Origin of the sequence: Streptomyces sp. NPDC090108, assembly GCF_044747185.1 — a bacterium.
Lineage (GTDB): Bacteria > Actinomycetota > Actinomycetes > Streptomycetales > Streptomycetaceae > Streptomyces.
This window is the reverse complement of the sequence record NZ_JBIVDQ010000003.1, coordinates 523,718-537,411: the sequence shown is the minus strand read 5'-3', so window position 1 is coordinate 537,411 and position 13,694 is coordinate 523,718. Positions and strand designations below refer to the sequence as shown.

Annotated in this window: 14 protein-coding genes; 5 read left to right on the top strand and 9 right to left on the bottom strand. The window is 71.9% G+C overall.

Annotation, left to right across the window (positions count from 1 at the left end; genetic code table 11):
* Window positions 1–6 precede the first annotated feature (6 nt).
* Entirely contained in the window at window positions 7–267 is a 261-nt protein-coding gene (locus tag ACIPRD_RS12570) for a DUF397 domain-containing protein (RefSeq protein ID WP_356401733.1), read from the bottom strand.
* A complete protein-coding gene (locus ACIPRD_RS12565; RefSeq protein ID WP_356401735.1) occupies window positions 264–1,139 on the bottom strand; it encodes a helix-turn-helix transcriptional regulator in 876 nt (291 codons plus the stop codon). The genes ACIPRD_RS12570 and ACIPRD_RS12565 overlap by 4 nt, the downstream gene beginning before the upstream one ends.
* Window positions 1,140–1,375: 236 nt before the next feature.
* On the opposite strand from ACIPRD_RS12565, the gene ACIPRD_RS12560 reads away from it, so the two are divergent.
* The gene (locus ACIPRD_RS12560) at window positions 1,376–1,816 is read left to right on the top strand and encodes an ATP-binding protein (protein WP_401562539.1); all 441 of its coding nucleotides are present in this window, start codon (window positions 1,376–1,378) and stop codon (window positions 1,814–1,816) included.
* Between the two features lie 52 nt (window positions 1,817–1,868).
* Here ACIPRD_RS12560 and ACIPRD_RS12555 read toward each other — a convergent pair whose 3' ends face one another.
* On the bottom strand, window positions 1,869–3,296 hold the full coding sequence (locus tag ACIPRD_RS12555) for a PP2C family protein-serine/threonine phosphatase (protein WP_401562537.1): 1,428 nt from the start codon (window positions 3,294–3,296) through the stop codon (window positions 1,869–1,871).
* An 88-nt stretch (window positions 3,297–3,384) separates the two neighbouring features.
* Here ACIPRD_RS12555 and ACIPRD_RS12550 point away from each other — a divergent pair, with 88 nt between their 5' ends.
* Window positions 3,385–4,167, top strand: a complete 783-nt coding sequence (locus tag ACIPRD_RS12550; protein ID WP_356401741.1) for an SAM-dependent methyltransferase — start codon at window positions 3,385–3,387, stop codon at window positions 4,165–4,167.
* Between the two features lie 60 nt (window positions 4,168–4,227).
* On the opposite strand, the gene ACIPRD_RS12545 is transcribed toward ACIPRD_RS12550, so the two are convergent.
* Window positions 4,228–5,901, bottom strand: a complete 1,674-nt coding sequence (locus ACIPRD_RS12545) for an esterase-like activity of phytase family protein (RefSeq protein ID WP_401562535.1) — start codon at window positions 5,899–5,901, stop codon at window positions 4,228–4,230.
* A 299-nt stretch (window positions 5,902–6,200) separates the two neighbouring features.
* Between ACIPRD_RS12545 and ACIPRD_RS12540 the strand changes: the two genes are divergently transcribed.
* Entirely contained in the window at window positions 6,201–6,740 is a 540-nt protein-coding gene (locus ACIPRD_RS12540) for an EF-hand domain-containing protein (protein WP_401562533.1), read from the top strand.
* A 70-nt stretch (window positions 6,741–6,810) separates the two neighbouring features.
* Here the strand turns inward: ACIPRD_RS12540 and ACIPRD_RS12535 are convergent, their stop codons facing one another.
* The 4 genes from ACIPRD_RS12535 to ACIPRD_RS12520 form a co-directional block, all read right to left on the bottom strand.
* Entirely contained in the window at window positions 6,811–7,212 is a 402-nt protein-coding gene (locus ACIPRD_RS12535) for a PPOX class F420-dependent oxidoreductase (RefSeq protein ID WP_356401747.1), read from the bottom strand.
* Between the two features lie 194 nt (window positions 7,213–7,406).
* Window positions 7,407–8,378 (bottom strand): Dyp-type peroxidase, encoded by a 972-nt coding sequence (locus ACIPRD_RS12530; protein WP_356401749.1) that lies wholly within the window; start codon window positions 8,376–8,378, stop codon window positions 7,407–7,409.
* A 141-nt stretch (window positions 8,379–8,519) separates the two neighbouring features.
* Window positions 8,520–9,632 carry a sensor histidine kinase gene (locus tag ACIPRD_RS12525; protein WP_401562531.1) on the bottom strand — a complete coding sequence of 371 codons (1,113 nt, stop codon included), beginning with the start codon at window positions 9,630–9,632 and terminating at the stop codon, window positions 8,520–8,522.
* Complete coding sequence (locus ACIPRD_RS12520) at window positions 9,629–10,297, bottom strand: response regulator transcription factor (RefSeq protein ID WP_356401754.1); 669 nt, start codon at window positions 10,295–10,297, stop codon at window positions 9,629–9,631. Before ACIPRD_RS12520 ends, ACIPRD_RS12525 begins: the two co-directional genes overlap by 4 nt.
* Window positions 10,298–10,804: 507 nt before the next feature.
* On the opposite strand from ACIPRD_RS12520, the gene ACIPRD_RS12515 reads away from it, so the two are divergent.
* Together ACIPRD_RS12515 and ACIPRD_RS12510 are read left to right on the top strand one after the other, a co-directional pair.
* A complete protein-coding gene (locus ACIPRD_RS12515; RefSeq protein ID WP_401562529.1) occupies window positions 10,805–12,022 on the top strand; it encodes a DUF418 domain-containing protein in 1,218 nt (405 codons plus the stop codon).
* A 110-nt stretch (window positions 12,023–12,132) separates the two neighbouring features.
* Complete coding sequence (locus ACIPRD_RS12510) at window positions 12,133–12,480, top strand: DUF1330 domain-containing protein (RefSeq protein WP_356401758.1); 348 nt, start codon at window positions 12,133–12,135, stop codon at window positions 12,478–12,480.
* Between the two features lie 81 nt (window positions 12,481–12,561).
* Here ACIPRD_RS12510 and ACIPRD_RS12505 read toward each other — a convergent pair whose 3' ends face one another.
* On the bottom strand, window positions 12,562–13,572 hold the full coding sequence (locus ACIPRD_RS12505; protein WP_401562527.1) for a DUF6745 domain-containing protein: 1,011 nt from the start codon (window positions 13,570–13,572) through the stop codon (window positions 12,562–12,564).
* Window positions 13,573–13,694 lie beyond the last annotated feature (122 nt).

Below are 13,694 nucleotides of genomic sequence, written 5' to 3'. Positions count from 1 at the left end.
GCGGGGTCAGCCGGTGGTCAGATGGTCGGCCATGCCCTGCTTGACTCCGGCGACGAACGCGGTGATCTCCTCAGGGGTGTAGATCAGTGCGGGGCCGGCGGGATCGGTCGACTGCCGCAGCGCGACCCGGCCGTCGGCGAGCTGCTTCGTCTGCACGCACTGGCCTCCGTTGGGGCCGCTCCAGGGAGACTCCCAGCCCTGGTCACCGAGGTCCGACGCGGGCATGCCGTTGTAGACGCGGTAGACACCGCCGTCGATGATGGTCATGAGTACTCCTTGCGCATGCGGTTCAGGAGCGCCCTGCTGTGCGCGTCAGAGGTCAGCAGGGACATGCGGTTGTGCGCCTCGAGATGTGCGACGACCTCGGAACGCTGGTCCAGGTACATCGCGCCGGAGAGGATCTCGCTGTAGACGACGTCCGGGAGTTCGGGCTCCGCGAAGCGGAAATAGGTGAAGGGGGCGCAGGCGCCCACGTGCGCGCCGGCGGTGAACGGGACGACGTCCACGCTGATGTTCTCCAGTTCGGACACCTCCAGGAGCCGTTCGATCTGTTCCCGCATCACCTCGGCGGTGCCGACGACCCGGTGCAGGACGGCCTCCTCCAGCACCACCCACAGCGTGGGCGCGTCGGGCTTCTCCAGCAGTGCCTGACGGCGCAGCCGCAGGTCCACGCGGCGCCCGAGCTCCTCGTCGCTGTCGTTGGGGAAGCCGCCGCCGAGCACCGCGCGGGCGTAGCCGTCGGTCTGCAGCAGCCCCGTGACGTAGTGCGGCTCGTAGGTGCGCAGAGTCCGGGCACCGGTCTCCAGGCTCACGTACGCGCTGAACCAGGAGGGCACCACATCGCGGTAGGTGTGCCACCAGCCCGGTTCATTGGCCCGCTCGGCGAAGGCGACGAACTCGTCCCGCTCCTGCCGGTCGGCCCCGTAGGTCTCGAGGAGTTTCTCCACGTAGAGCGGCTTGAGCGCGACCTCCGCCTTCTCCAGCCGGCGGATGGTCAGGGACGTGACCCGAAGCGCCCGTGCCGCGTCGTCCAGTGACACGCCCGCTTCCTGACGCCGTTCCTGCAGCCTCCGGCCCAGGACCATGCGCAGCACGGTGGGCGCACTGGTGCTGCCCGCGTTCGAACGGCCTTCGGCCACGCCCTACCTCCTGAGGGACTGTCAACAACGTAATTCTGTCAGGGACTTGGTGATCCAGCCAGACCGAAACCGACTCGCTGAAATTATCAGGGAGTCGGTTGCAGGCTGAACCGGGATGCGCGCATAGTTATTTCAGTGACCCGCACCACGGTCGCGATCAACCGTGCATGTTCCAGGGGGAGTTGTCTCGTCCCGGCTCCCGCCCGACAGTGTCCGCCTCACGGAAGGCAACCACCGTGTCCCCCCACACGACCACCTGTCCCGAGCTGCTGGACATCACCGATCCCGACCAGGCGCACTGGATCGAACTGCCCTCCTACCGCCTCAGCATCAGAGTCGCCCGCCGCCTGGCCAGGACCCGGCTGGGCGAGTGGGGGCTGTCCGGCGAGCAGTGCGCGGACGCCGTGCTGCTGGTGTCCGAACTCGCCACCAACGCCGTCCTGCACACACCCAGCGTGCGGATCCTGTGCGGCATGGGACTCGTCGCCCCCGGACGCCTGCGTATCGAGGTGCACGACCACGACTACTCGGGCCTCGGACTGTCCCGGTGCGAGCCCGGACCCGACGACGAGGGCGGCCGGGGACTGCTGCTCGTCGAGCATCTCGCCGAGTCCTGGGGCGTCGACCGGTCGAGGCTCACCGGCGGCAACGCGGTGTGGGCGACCCTGACGGCCTGACGGCCCGCGTATGGACACGGGCAGCGGGGACCGGCCCCGGGGGCGCGGGCGGTCAGTCCTTCGCCGGGATCAGCTCGGCGATCAGGAGGGTGCGGTCGTCCGCCCCGCTCGGCGCGGAGGGGCCGTCGTGCAGCAGCCGCTGGCACAGCGCGGGCAGCGCCTCGCCGCCGTCCACCGCCCCGGACCCGGTGACGGCCGTGTCCAGGGCGCCGGCGAGACGGGCGATCTGATGGTCGATGTCCGCGTCCCGGGACTCGACCAGACCGTCGCTGTAGAGCACCAACAGAGCCGGCTCGAGCACGGGGAACACGGTCGCCTCGTAGTGACCCGTGCCGAGCCCCAGAGGCAGGCCCGCCTCGGCCAGGGGGACCGGGGCCGTCCTGCCGTCGGGGCCGCGCAGCAGCGGGGGAGGGTGACCCGCGCTGACCACAGTGCAGGTGCGCTGCTGCGCGGCCCATTCGACATAGACACAGGTGGCGAAGGAGGCGCCCGGCGTGCCGCAGGCGAGCGCGTCGAGCCGTCGCACCAGCTCCACCGCGGGCAGGTCCAGTTCCGCCAGCACGCGGGTCGCGGTGCGCAGTTGCAGCATGGCGACGGCGGATTCCGGGCCGTGGCCCATGGCGTCGCCGACGATCAGGCCGACCCGGCCGTCCGGCCGCGGCAGCACGTCGTACCAGTCGCCGCCGATGACGGTGTCCTGCCCGGCGGCCAGCGAGCCGTGGGCCACGCGGCAGCCCTCGAACTCCCTCAGCGCACCCGACGGCAGGCTGTCGCGGATGGCCAGGGTGGTGCGCCGCTCGTGCTCGTACCGGCGCGCGTTGTCCAGGGCGCCGGAGGCCCGCGCGGTCAGGGCTTCCACCGCCGTGGTCTCGGCCGGCAGGAACGGCGCTCTGTCCGGTCCGCGCGTGCAGGTGACGAAGCCGATCGTCAGGTCCCGCACCCTTAGCGGCACGACCAGGAACGACGTCACCCGCAGCAGCTCATGGATCCGCGCGTGGCCGCCTTCTGAGGACATGAGCCGCTGGGAGGTGTGCGCGTCGAGGGAGTCGAGCAGCTGCGTCTGCCCGGAGGCGAGGGCCCGCGCGTACGGCGTCTCGCGCGGGAAGACCAGCACCTCGCCGACCGGCAGCACGCCCTCCCAGTCCTCCCGGGCGTCCGTACCCACCCGCAGGGCCAGCCGGTGCGCCTCGATCCGCGCGGGGTCCGGGCTGCTGTGCGCGTTCTCCCCGCGGCGCCAGCGTTCCAGCAGATGGACCGACGCCGCGTCGGCGAAACCGGGCGTCAGGGCGTGCACGAGCTGGCTGCCCGTCAGCCGCAGATCGAGCACCGAGCCGAGGGCGTCGGCGGCGGGGGAGAAGAGGGACCGGTGCGATGGCGGCCGGACGGCGGGCGGATCGTCGATACGGCTGCGCGGGTCGTTCCGCAGGGTCGTGCCTTTCCGGGTGGGGGCCGGCCGCGCGGCGGAAGAACGGGGCACCACGCATCGTCACGGAATTATATGATGAATCGTCAAGATCCATTACTGGAAGGACACAGAGGTGCGCGACGGTGCAGGTCCAGTTCCCGGGATGGAAGCCGACAAGGCGAGTGTCGCCCGGATGTACGACGCCATGCTCGGCGGACAGCACAATTTCGCCATGGACCGGGAGGCGGTGGCGGCCTTCACCGCCATCGATCCCCAGGTGCGCGTCCTGGCCCGGGCCAACCGCGACTTCCTCGGGCGGGCGGTACGGTTCCTGGTCGACGCCGGGATACGCCAGTTCATCGACCTCGGCTCCGGCATCCCCACCCAGGGCAACGTCCATGAGGTGGCGCAGGCCGCGAGCCCGGGCGCCAAGGTGGTGTACGTCGACAACGACCCCGTGGCCGTGGCGCACAGCGCGTCCCTGCTCGCCGGGAACCCCGACGCGGACATCGTCGACGCCGACATCCGCAGGCCGGCCGACGTCCTCGACTCACCCCAGCTGCGCAAGCTGATCGACTTCGGTGAGCCCGTCGCCGTACTGATGATCACGATCATGCACTTCGTCGCGCCGGACGAGAACCCGGCCGGCATCGTGGCGGCCTTCCGGGACGCGCTCCCCGAGGGCAGCTGGCTGGCGATGTCCCACGCCACGAACCAGGACCGCCCCGACACGGCCGCGGCGGTGGGGCAGCTGTACCGCTCCCGCGCCACCTCCCCGGTCACGGCACGCTCCCATGACGAGATCCTCGGGCTCTTCACCGGCTTCGACCTCGTGGAGCCGGGCCTGGTCCACGTCCCGCTGTGGCGTCCGGACCCCGACGAACAGCTCCCGGACAACCCGTCGGAGTACTGGGTCTACGCGGGCGTCGGCCGCAAGAACGCTTAGGCCGCAAAGCTGTCGGGCCCGTCCGCTCTCGTGGACGGGCCCGTCGGCTGGTGCGGTGCGTCAGCGGACGTGGACGGTCACCGTGACCGTCTTGAGGACCGCGGGAAGCCTCGCCGTGTCCACCTGGAGGATCTCGCCCCCGTCCGCCTGGCCCGTGGAGGGCAGCACCTTCTGGTGCACGGTCCACTTCCCGTCCGGGTCGACGGCGATCGTGTCGATGCCGAAGTCGTCGTCGTTGGACAGGTAGAGCGTCCTGCCGCCGTCCGTGGTGGCGACGCCCTCGACCTTGTCGTGCCCGAAGAACGCCCCGCCGGGGTCGAGTTGGCTCACCAGCGTGCCGACGTCGAGATACGGCTGCTTCTGCGCGACGTGGACACCGGCACCGGTGAGCGCGGTGAGCGCCGCGTTGGTCCCGGCCGTCCCGACGAACGCCTCGGGCGACCTGCCGCCGATCGTCAGACCGCTCACGTCGGTGGCGCCGTCGGTGTCGACCTCGTACAGCGTCTTGCGGGCGAACGGCTCGAAGCCGCCGTCCCGTTCGTCGACGAGGAACCTCGTGTCCGACAGCGCGGTGATCTCGCTGCTCGCGTCGCCCGTGCTCGCCGGGTTGTCCAACAGGTAGAGATACTGGCGGGACTTGAACGTGCGCAGGTCGATCGTCACGATCCGTGTCGCCGCGACGTTCGAGGCCTTGGTGGTGCCGAGATCCGGCCGTTGCAGCGCGGCCTGCATGACACCCACCAGGGACGAGCCGTCCGGCGTGACCGTCAGGCCTTCCATCCCCTTGTTCTTCGCCCGGTCGGCGAGTTCGGGAGGCAGATACCCGACGATCCTGTGGGACGCGTTGTCCTGGCTGTCCCTGTACGGCGTCAGCCGGCCCAGCTCGTAGCCGTGTGCGTCGAAGTGCGTCACGTAAGGCCCGTACTCGTCCGACACCCAGAAGCTGCCGTCCCGCAGCGCCACCAGGCCCTCCGAGTCGTACCCGTACGGGTCCCGGGCCACGGGGACCGGCGTGCCGCCGTTCGCGTTCGTGGCCGCGACGTCGTCGATCGTCTCGCTCGTGTCGTGCGGGGGACGGCCGCTGTACGGCACCCCGCCGAGGCTCTTCGGCCCCTTCAGTGTGACCTTCCTGACGAGCTCCGCCCGGCCGCCGACGAGCCTGAACTCGCCGATCGACGGCGTGAAGCCGAGGAGCATCTCGGACTTGTCGCCGTCCGGCGCGTCCGCGTTGGGGCCGCGGTCGGTGAGGCCGTAGAAGCGGCCCGGCCGGCCCGGTACCGGGGCGAGCGAGGAGCCGAAGCCCTCACCGGAGATCTTCGTGGTGGTCCCGCCCGGCCCGGCGACCTGGGCGAGCGGTGGAACGGGCGCCCCGCCCGGCAGGCTGTCCCCGAACAGCCGTACCGCGTCGGTCGCCGTGTACGTGAAGGTGTCGGTGCCCTTGAAACCGGGGCTCGGCGTGTACGAGAACGTGCCGTCCGGGTGGACGGTCACCTTGCCGTCGGAGGGCGCGGTGTGCCGTACCACGGCGGTGGCGCCGTGGTCGTTGCGCAGGACGTCGCCGGTCACCGTGCCGTGACCGGAGAAGGTGTCGGCGGCCGTGCGGAAGCCGTGGTCCGGCGAGGTGGGCCGGCCGCCGGCCTGTGCCGCGACCGTGCCGGCGCCCACCACGGCCACGGTGGCACCGATCGCGAGGGCGATCCGGGTGCGTCTGCGGGAGAAGGGTCGTGAAGTCACACCGCAGAACCTGTCGGTCGGGGATGAACTCCTGGCGGATCCCCGGTGAACCCTCGGTTCAAAAAGCGGTGGGAACAGGCGCGTCCGGCCGGGACCGGTTCCCTGCGACGCGTCCGGACCCCGGTGCCGGCCGGCTCATGACGGCCCGTCCGCCATGGTCAGGGGTGAAGGTTCGCGCAGATGTGCTCGTGGGAGGGACGGCGGTTTCCGGCCTATCGTTTCTGATTGACCGCCGACTCGTGCGCGGCCGTCGGTGGTTCGTGGTTCGGTTCGGCGTCGAGGTCGAGGGAGGGCCGCTCATGGCCAGCGCGTTCCAGGAGAGCAAGCTCAAGGGGATGTTCGCCGCGTTCGACGCGGACGGTGACGGCTGTCTGCGTGAGGAGGACTTCCGGGCGCTCGTGTCCCGCTGGAGCCGGCTCGAGCGCGTCGGTCCCGGCACGGAGCTGCGCGCCCGGGTGGAGACGCTCCTGATGGCCTGGTGGGCGACGCTTCTGGAAGCGGGCGACGCCCAGGGGGACGGTACGGTCGACATGGGTGAACTGCTCTCGGTCGTCGACCGGTTGCCCGCCATGACCGCTCACGTGACCGCGACGGCCGACACGGTCTTCGACGCCGTGGACGCGGACGGCGACGGCTGGATCTCCCCGGAGGAACACCGTAGGCTCGTCGAGACCTGGAACGGCCGGCCCGTGGACACGACCGGCGTCTTCCCACTGCTCGACCTCAACGGCGACGGGCGCCTCAGCCGTGACGAATTCGCCCAGCTGTGGCGCCAGTTCTGGATCAGCGACGACCCGCGCGAGCCCGGCAACTGGCTCTGCGGCCACTTCGTCCACTAGCCGCCGGCGTTTCGCCCTCCACGTGCGCAGGGCGCACGGTGCCGGGTGCCGGGCCGATGAGGGGAGCGGGTCAGCCGCGGGGGCTGGTGATCCGCTCGGGCTCGATCACGTAGACGACCCGGACCTGGTCGCGTCCGCCGAACCAGGGGTAGGGACCGCCGAGGTACTTCTTCGACAGCGCCTCGATGTGATCGACAGCGCCCTCGGTGGTCACGCTCACCACGCGTCCGCGGATCTGGACGTAGGAGGACGGATCCGCGGGGTCGGAGACCGCCACGGCCACCCGGGGATCGCGCGCGATGTTCCGCGTCTTCTGGTGGGACTCGACGCTGTTGATCAGGACGTGCTCGCCGTCGGTGTCCACCCAGGTCTGCGTGAGCTGGGGCGAGCCGTCCGGCATGGTCGTGGCGATGTAGCAGGTGCTGGGGCGGCGCAGCAGCGCCACGACGTCCTCGCCGAGAGGTACGGGCACGGGGTTCTCCAGAGTTCGGTCCGGTGTGCGGAGATCACGCTAGCCGCAGCACGGAACGCGTCACGCCGGGGCCCCGGGACAGCGGTTCGCGCCATGGGTACGACCGCCGGCATCGCAGGCGGACCGAGCGCGCTGCCTCTCGGCACCGCAGGCGGACCGAGCGCGGTGTCGCACACCGAGACCTCGCTCGCGGCTCAGCCGTCCAGGTCGGCGAGGAACTGGCGGGGCGGCGCGAAGAACGTGACGCCGGTGACGGCCCTGGAGTAGTCGAGGATCCGGTCGTGCAGCGGGGGCGGATCCCCGATGAACATCCGCTCCAGCATCTTCTCGGTCACCCACAGGTGCCGGGAGTAGCCGATGAAGTACGTGCCGTACTCGTTGCGGCCCGGGGTGGCGAACGGCATGTTGTCGCGCAGGATGTCGTGCTCACCCTCGGCGTCCTTGATGGTGCACAGCGTCTTGTGCGACTTCTGGCCCTCGGTCGCGTCCGGCAGCTCGACGTTGTCGAACTTGGTGCGGCCGATGATGGCCTCCTGCGTCTCGGTGGTCTGCGCCTGCCAGGCCGCCAGATCGTGCAGGTACTTCTGGATGACGACGTAACTCCCGCCCGCGTATTGCGGGTCCTCGTCGCCCACCAGGGTGGACTCCGGCAGATGGAGGCCGTTCGGGTTCGCCGTGCCGTCGGCGAATTCGAGCAGGTCGCGCCCGTCGAAGTAGCGGAAGCCTGCGGTGTCGTCCACCGCGGTCACGGAACTCCCGAAGGCGTCGAGCAGGATCTTCTCGAACTCGACGATCAGATCCGTCGAGCCCGCCCTGATGTGGTAGAGCAGGTCGCCGGGAGTGGAGACGGCGGTGTGCTCGGCGCCCCTGATCTCCTGGAACGGCTTGAGCTCCCGGGGCAGCGGCTTCCCGGTCAGCGGTCCCCAGGCATGGTGCGAGATCGCGGCGTTGCAGGTGAACGTGCCGCTGCTGTCCCGGACGAGGAGATCCTTGATGAGGTCGTCCGTCGCGGCGACCACCGAGCGGGCGGTGGACATCGCCTCGTCGCCCTCGTTGATCACCAGCACCAGGAAGGCGGCAGCCGTGGTCAGCGGCGTGTCGATGTACTGCGGCTCGGTGTCGACCGCGTGCTTGTCCGTGGCGTCCTGCGCGGCGATGTGGTCCATGACCCCTCCTGGTGCACGGCATGCATGGGCCGGAGCCGCCGTACGCCCGGCAGCCCAGCCCCACCAGCATCGGGCACCGGAGGGCGGTCCGCCACCGGCATCGGGAAGGAGCCGCGGGGAGGCCCGCGGGATCCGTGCCGCTCAGCGCGCGTGTTCGACCGGCAGTTCGAGGCGGAGCTCGTACCCGCCGTCGGACGTGGGACCGCAGGAGACGGTGCCGCCGAGAAGCTCGGCGCGCTGGCGCAGGCCCGCCAGGCCGTGGTGCGCGCTGGGCAGGGCGAGCGCGAGCCGGGTCGCCGCGGTGTTGGTGACCGTGGTGCGCAGGCTGCCGTCCACGTGCCGGATGCGGACGGTCGCCGTGGCGCCGGGGGAGTGCTTGCGGACGTTGGTCAGGGCTTCCTGGACGGTGCGGTAGACGGCGCGCTGCACCGCGGGCGGCAGGTCCTCGGGCAGTTCGGTCTCCAGCCGGGCCTCGATGCCGCTGACATGGATGAGCCGGTGCAGGTCGGAGAGGGAGGGCTGCGGGGTGAGCTCCGTGGGGCGGCTGCCGGAGGCGCGCAGCACGCTGACCATGTGCCGCAGCTCGTCCAGGGTCTGCACACTCAGCCGACGGATCGTGGCCGCCGCCTGCCGGGTCTCGGCGTCCCGCCCGGCCACCTGCAACGCCCCGGCCTGTACGGCGATGAGGCTGACCTGGTGGGAGACCACGTCGTGCATCTCCCGGGCCAGCTGGGCCCGCTCCTTGGCCAGGACGCTCTGGGCGGTCAGCAGCCGTTCGTGCTCGCGGGCCTCGGTGATCTCGGTGAGCCGCAGCGACAGTTCGCGCCGGGCCTGGACCAACTGGCCGAGGAACACCGGAGCGGCCCCGGTGCCCAGCGTGTAGCTCAGGTCGAACAGACCATGGGCCTGCGTGAGTTCACGGGGCCGCAACGACGACCACGGCCACGGCAGGAAGTCACTGGCCGCGAAGGCGAGGGCGCAGGCCGCCAGCAGCAGACGGTGACGGCTCAGCGAGGAGAGCGTGTACAGAGCGGCCATGGGGGCGAACGACGCGTCCGTGATCAGTGCGCTGGGAAGCGTGAGCAGGAAGGTCGTCAGCGGCAGCCGGCGGCGCAGCGCGAGCGCGAACGAGCCGAGCAGCGCGCACACGGAGGCCGGCACGAGCTCGATGTCGACGTGGACCCAGGCGTCCGCCAGCGCGGCCAGCACGAGGACCGCGTCCACCACCGGCGCCGGTGGTCTGCGCGCGGTCACCGCTCCTCCTCGTCGGCGGACGACGCCAGCAGCCCCGCCCGTTCCGCGATCACCGCCGCCTGCACCCGGCTGCTCACCCGCAGCTTGGTGAACACGGCGCTGACGTGGCCCTTGACCGTGCCCGTGCTCAGGTGCAGGCGCGCGCCGATGTCGGTGTTGGCGAGCCCCTCGGCCATGAGCACGAGAACGGCGCGCTCCCGCTCGGTCAGCCGGGCGGTGAGATGCACGGCGGCCGGGTCGTGCGTGCCGCCGTCCAGGAAACCGTGGACCACCGTGCGGGCCACCTTGGACGACAGGGCCGGGTCGCCCTCGGCCAGGGTGCGCACGAGGTGGGGGAGCTGGGCCGGGTCCGTGTCCTTCAGCAGGAACCCGGCGGCGCCCGAGCGCAGAGCCGTCGCCACGTACTCGTCGGTGTCGAACGTGGTCAGCATGGCGACCACCGGAGGGTCGGGCAGCCGGCGCAGCCCCGCCAGCACCGTCAGCCCGTCCACGTCCGGCATCCGGATGTCGAGCAGCACGATGTCGGGCCGCAGGTCGCGCACCGCCCGGACGGCCTCGCCGCCCTGGATCGCCGCGACGACCTCGATGTCGTCCGACGCGTTGAGAATGTGCGTGAACCCCGTACGGACCAGTGCCTCGTCGTCGACCAGCAGTACCCGGATCACCTGCGCTCCGCTCCTCGCGTGCTCGCCGTCCGATGCCTACCACGCGGGGCGCCGCGCATAGCCGGACCACCCGCGCTTCCCGCCGGTTGGCGGAGGGGGCGCGGGCCTCGCCGGTGCCGGTCGGCGGAGGCGGGGCCGGTGTCGCCCGTGCCGGCCGGCCATCCGGCCGGTTCAGGTCCGGCCGTCCGGCAGGGGGATTCCGGAACGCCGCCAGAGGCGCGGGAGGCGTCCTGCGGCCACCCTGGAGTGCATGATGTGGCATCTGTCCTGGAATGCCTGATGTGGCGCCCGGCGGCGGCCGCGCACGGCGCGGGCTCACCGGCCGCCGATCCGAAGGCCCCCGCCTCCCGCGCCGCCGGACCCGGGGCCTCCGTATCGCAGCCCGCCGTCTCCCCGGCCTCAGCGCCCCAGCCCTCCGCGCCCCCGGCCTCCGTATCGCAGCCCGCCGTCTCCCCGGCCTCCGCGCCCCGGGCCGACGCATCACGGACCGCCGAATCGCGGACCGTCGTGAGCGAGGCCGGCCGCGGACCGGTCGCCACGGCGGCGTCGTCGACGGGGCGGCTGGTCGGCATCGACCTGGCCCGCGGGCTCGCCGTGTTCGGCATGTACGCGGCGCACGTCGGACCCGACGTGAGCGTCGGCGGACCGGTGGGCTTCCTCATGGAGGCGGCGCGTGGACGCTCCTCCGCCCTCTTTGCGGTGCTCGCCGGCTTCTCGCTCGTGATCATCACCGGCCGGCCGCGGCCCCGTACCGGTCGGGCCGGCCGGCAGGCGGTCGCCAGGGTCGTGGTGCGCGCCGTGCTGCTCATGGCCCTCGGGTACGTCCTCACCGACCTGGACACCGACATCGACGTGATCCTCAGCTTCTACGGGCTGCTGTTCCTGCTCGTCGTCCCGCTGTACCGGCTGCGGGCGGCGACGCTCGCGGTTGTGGCCGCCGCGGGGGCGCTGGTGATGCCACAGGTCCTGTTCGTGGTCAGGAGATCCGCCGAGGCCGGTGACTGGGCGGACGCCGTCGTCGCGCACGACCCGCTGGCCCGGATCACCGGCACGGACGGCTTCGTGGAACTGCTGTTCACGGGCGAGTATCCGGTGCTCACGTGGCTGCCGTTCATCGTCGCCGGGATGGCGGTGGCCCGGCTGGAGCTCGGCCGTGCTCGCGTCCGGCGCCTGCTGACCCTCACCGGAGGCGCGCTGGCCGTGGCCGGCTACGGGGGCTCCTGGCTGGCTCTGCACCTCGTTCCGCGCGCGCTGTCGGCCGTGTCGGCGGCCACGGACGGCGGGTCGGCCTCGTCCGCGTGGTGGTCCGACACCGTCGGGGACCCCGACGGCCGTACGCCCGTCGCCTGGCTGCTGGTGGCGGCCCCGCACAGCCAGACGACCTTCTCCGTCCTGGGCAACACGGGCGTCGCCGTCCTCGTGGTGGCCGGGTGCCTCACCGTCGTCGAGCGGCTGCCGGGACTCACCCGGACGGCCGCCCCCGTCGCGGCCGTCGGCACGATGGCACTGACCGTGTACGTCCTGCACATCGTCGCCCTGTGGTGTCTGGACGGCGTCTGGTACGTGCCCGCGATCGACAGCGACACGATGAGCGCGCTGCCGGTCCTCCTCTGCTTCATCGGGGCCGCCGTCCTCCTGGCCACCGCGTGGAAGTGCCTCTTCCGGCGCGGCCCGCTGGAGTATCTGATCCACATGGCCACCCGGGTCGTACGGCACATTCGGTGACCGGGGTGACCGGGGTGACCGGACAGGCAGATCTGACGAAGCATCGACCCGATCGCCCCGGCATGTCAGGATCGTCGGCGGACGAAAGCTCAGCCGACCGGAAGGACGCCATGACCGCCTACGCCATCGCTCACCTCCAGGAGAGCGCTCCGCATCCGGAGGTCGCCGAGTACATCGAGCGCATCACCGCCACCTTCGAGCCCTACGGCGGACGTTTCCTCGTCCACGGGGCGGCGCACGAGGTGAAGGAGGGCAGCTGGCCCGGTCATGTCGTCGTGATCGGTTTCCCGGGCATCGCCGAGGCGCGGGCCTGGTGGGACTCGCCCGCCTACCGGGACATCGCCCCACTGCGCTCGCGGCACGTCGACGGCGACATCATCTTCGTCGAGGGGGTGCCCGAGGGCTACGATCCGGCCGCCACCGCCAAGGCGATGCGCGAGGCACTCCCGGCCGACTGAGCGCCGCCCCGGAACCGAACAGGTCGCGGTCTCCGGGGCGCTGCCCGGCTGACGCACCGTCGGCTCGGGGGCGGCGGCCGTTCACGTCTCCCGCACGGGAGCGTACGTCTCCGCCCTCAGCCCGAAGGTCCAGGCCACGCCCTCCTTCGCCTCGCGTGTGGCAGGGGGTACCCGGAGCCAGTAGGTGCGGTGCGTGCCGTCCGGCTCCGGGGTGGAGTTGAGCACCTCCACCATCACGACCGGTTCGTCGCCGGCGAGGTCGATGCGCCAGAGCGTGCCGGTCTCGTCGCGGTGCACCGGCACCGCCGCGGAGTCGGCCAGGTAGCGTTCGTAGCCGTAGTACTCCAGCATGACGCGCCGCAGTTCGGCGTTCTCCTCGGCGCGGATCCGCTCCGGCGTCAGCGTGCGCAACTCCGCCAGGAAGGCGGCCGGTACGGGCATGCCGCGCCAGGCGTACAGGGCGAAGCCGTCGGGGAAGGCCAGGGCGGGGCCCTCGCCGCAGTCGAGCCGGCCCGCCTCGTCGCGGTGCAGCGCGACCGGACGCTCGCACACCACCGCGGCCTTCTCGAACGGCCACCACCAGCCCGCGCTGCGGCACACCCCGGCCAGTCCGTCCAGCGGCGCCCGGTCCGCGTCGAAGGCGGCGAGCCACGGTGCGTCGTGCTGACCGAGCACCGCGTCGAGCAGGATCAGCCGGATCTCCGTCCTGGCCTTCCTGTCACCCGCCGCCAGTTCGTCGAGCACGCCCTGTCCGACCCGGTCGACGAGCGCGGCCGTGGTGTCCCACAGACGTCCTCCGGTGGCCGCCCAGCGTGCCGACCAGCCCTCGGCGCCCAGCTCCTCGTGCAGCCTGCGGCGTTCGGCGGCCCACGGCGCGCTGCGCACCTGTTCGCGCACGGCGCGGCCCAGGTCCGTCGCGGTCCGTATCAGCGCCACGGCCGCGCGCGGCGAATCGGCCCACACCACACGCTCGGGCTCCGCCAGCCCCGCCCGCCGGTACGCGAGGCGTACGCCGGCCTCCGCCGCCGCACGGTCCGCGGGTACGGCCGCCGCGGCGCGGGACCGCCACCGCTGGACCTCGTCACTCGTCACGCTCGTCTCTCCCACCCTGTCCACACTCCGACTTCCGTCCACCGGCCGGCACACGGCCCGGCCGCCCCGCCCGTCCACTAGCCCGCACGCGGCCCGGGGCGCCTTGCCCGTCACCAGCCCGC

Coding starts and splice junctions, on each gene's coding strand:
- ACIPRD_RS12570 (WP_356401733.1), bottom strand. CDS start 267: ATGACCATCATCGACGGCGGTGTCTACCGCGTCTACAACGGCATGCCC.
- ACIPRD_RS12550 (WP_356401741.1), top strand. CDS start 3,385: ATGGAAGCCGACAAGGCGAGTGTCGCCCGGATGTACGACGCCATGCTC.
- ACIPRD_RS12540 (WP_401562533.1), top strand. CDS start 6,201: ATGGCCAGCGCGTTCCAGGAGAGCAAGCTCAAGGGGATGTTCGCCGCG.
- ACIPRD_RS12530 (WP_356401749.1), bottom strand. CDS start 8,378: ATGGACCACATCGCCGCGCAGGACGCCACGGACAAGCACGCGGTCGAC.
- ACIPRD_RS12510 (WP_356401758.1), top strand. CDS start 12,133: ATGACCGCCTACGCCATCGCTCACCTCCAGGAGAGCGCTCCGCATCCG.